Below are 2,461 nucleotides of genomic sequence, written 5' to 3' on the forward strand. Positions count from 1 at the left end.
GGCTATGCTGCGGCCGCCAGGACGGCCACCGGCATCGACGTCGATGAGCTGCTCGGCAGGGTCTGGTCGGAGTTCGGCGGGCGCATGAACGATCACCTGGTCAGCGAGGGTCTCCGCCCGCTCGAGCGCCTCGAGGCCCGCACCAGGCCTGCCGCAGCCACCGAGGCCTGCCCAAACAAGGTTCAATCCACAGATCTCGATTCCACGGATCTCGTCTCCGTCGTCGTCCCCACCAGAGACCGCAGTGAGATCCTGGCCAACTGCCTGCGTCGACTCACGGAGATCACCTATCCGGCCGTCGAGTTCCTCATCGTGGACAATGCACCGTCGAGCGACGCCACGAAGCGGGTCGTCGACTCGTTTGCGGCCACCGACGAACGATTCCGCCATGTCCCCGAACCACACCCGGGTCTCTCCCGCGCCCGCAACCGCGTGCTCGCGCTGGCGCGGGGGGTTTCCGGCGCCAGCCGGACGTTGCGTGCGTCACGGGACTCGTCTGCACGGCGAGCATCGCGAGCGCGGCCGAAGCCTACTTCGACGCCCGGGCGTCGTACTGGTCCACCCGCTGCGAGCCGGTGCTTTTCGACCTCGCCGACAACGAGCGGCACGGTCCGCTGTACCCCTACATAGGTTTCGTCGGCACCGGCGCGAATTTCGGGTTCGACGCCGCGTTCCTGCGGGACCTCGGCGGCTTCGACGAGACGTTGGGACCGGGCACCAGGAGCCGGGGCGGCGAGGACCTCGACCTCTTCGTGCGCAGGCTGCGGGCGGGCCGAGCGATCGCCTACGAACCAGCCGCCTTCGTCTGGCATCACCACCGCGCCGACGACGCGGCGCTGCTCGCCCAGATGTTCAGCTACGGCTCCGGTTTCACTGCCTTCCTGGCCAAGCTGCTTCTCCAGCGGTCGACCCGGGGTGAGGTGGTACGTCGCATCCCACGAGGCCTGCGTGGGATGGCCCGCATCGGCCATGCGACGAGCCAGCGGCTCGACGGGCGGGTCCAGGCCCCGAAGGGTGCCCTGCTGCGGGAGTTCACCGGCTACACCGCCGGACCATTGCTCTACGCCCAGGAGCGGCGAGCAGCCGCCAAGCAGTGAGACAGAAGACAACAAGGAAGGCGGTGACGTGGTGCAACGAGGAGGTCTCATGGCGCCGAATACGGAGGTCGAGATAGAGAAACTCCCACCGGAATGGGCTCTCCGCTGCTACCGGCGATCACCACGAATGGTGCAGCAAAAGGCGCAGCAGATAGCATACTGGACGTTGCGGAACGCGCCGGGACACCGGGTTTCGTGGGGAAACATGAAACGGGTCAGGCCGTTCAGCGACCGCTACGGATGGGACCGCGGGCTGCCGGTCGACCGGCACTACATCGAGCAGTGGATCAGTCGGCATGCCGACGACATCCGGGGGGTATCTCGGCCGGGTCGGCCGAGCCGTCGGCGTCGAGCGTGACAACAATGTCCCCCGATGCCACGGCAAAGCCGCAGGCCATGGCGTTGCCCTTGCCGTATCGGGTCTGGCGGACGACGACCACGCCGGGGCGTAGCTCGCGGGCCAGTCGGACGGTGTCATCGGTGGAGTTCCCATCCACCAGGATTATTTCGGCGTCCACCGGAAGTCGGCCAAATACTTCCCGCAGATTCCGCGCCTCGTTGAGCGTCGGAATCACCACGCTTACCGATGACGAATCACCCGAACCAGACAAGGACGCCCCCTGGACAGACCTGGATGGCCGGTGGACTACGGTGGAATTTCGTCCTGCCGAGCTTCCGACCACGCGCTCGTCACGCGCCGTGACTCTAAATAATGGATGTTGATAGCTCCGGAAGCCCGGTGCTGGCGTGTCGCCGACGGGGGTCGGGATATTTCCTCATCGTCGGCGGCGGACGGTACGCAACCGGCGGCCCAACCGTTTCCCCGGCCGGTCGGGGCATGGCCAGCGGATGCGTTCACCTAGACACGGACGCGGCGGCGATACGCGTCCAGACGGGGTGGCCAGACGGGGTGTCCAGACGGGGTGTCCAGACGGGGTGTCCAGACGGGGTTCTGGACGCGCGACCACTGAGGTGCGTACGTTCGCCACGACCGGCGGGTCACTGGGGCTGCTCACCGACTGGCTCACCTTCGCCGGCTACGGGAGCGGATCGTTCCAGGTCCAACCCAGCAGCAACTATGAACACCCACTGCCATCCGATGGAGCGGAGAACAACCGATATGGCCAAGGCCGGGGAAACCGCACGACGAAGGCCCGAGGTGCCTGACTCAACCGGAGGGCGGGACGAGGACCCCGCGATGCTCTCGTCGGTGGCGGCCACGCCCCGGGACACAACCATCCCGGCTATTCCGCAACAACGGCAACCAGAGCCGCCGGCAGCCGGGCCGCCGGAGTGGAAGGTCCGGCTGACCGCCAGAATCTTCATCATCGATGCCACGGCAATCACGGTCGCGCTTACCTGTT

The 2,461-nt window shown here is 66.8% G+C and carries 2 protein-coding genes and 2 pseudogenes; 3 read left to right on the top strand and 1 reads right to left on the bottom strand.

What is annotated here, in order from left to right; genetic code table 11:
- Window positions 1–84: 84 nt before the first annotated feature.
- Window positions 85–630: a glycosyltransferase family 2 protein gene (locus ACY45C_RS07710; RefSeq protein ID WP_462186948.1), complete on the top strand. Its 546-nt coding sequence runs from the start codon at window positions 85–87 to the stop codon at window positions 628–630.
- Window positions 576–1,097: a glycosyltransferase family 2 protein gene (locus ACY45C_RS07715; RefSeq protein ID WP_462186943.1), complete on the top strand. Its 522-nt coding sequence runs from the start codon at window positions 576–578 to the stop codon at window positions 1,095–1,097. The genes ACY45C_RS07710 and ACY45C_RS07715 overlap by 55 nt, the downstream gene beginning before the upstream one ends.
- Window positions 1,098–1,411: 314 nt before the next feature.
- On the opposite strand, the pseudogene ACY45C_RS07720 reads toward ACY45C_RS07715, so the two are convergent.
- Window positions 1,412–1,708, bottom strand: a pseudogene (locus ACY45C_RS07720) (glycosyltransferase family 2 protein); the annotation flags it as partial.
- 548 nt (window positions 1,709–2,256) lie between these two features.
- Between ACY45C_RS07720 and ACY45C_RS07725 the strand changes: the two are divergent.
- Window positions 2,257–2,461, top strand: a pseudogene (locus ACY45C_RS07725) (sugar transferase); the annotation flags it as partial.

This window comes from Frankia sp. CcWB2, assembly GCF_977927585.1.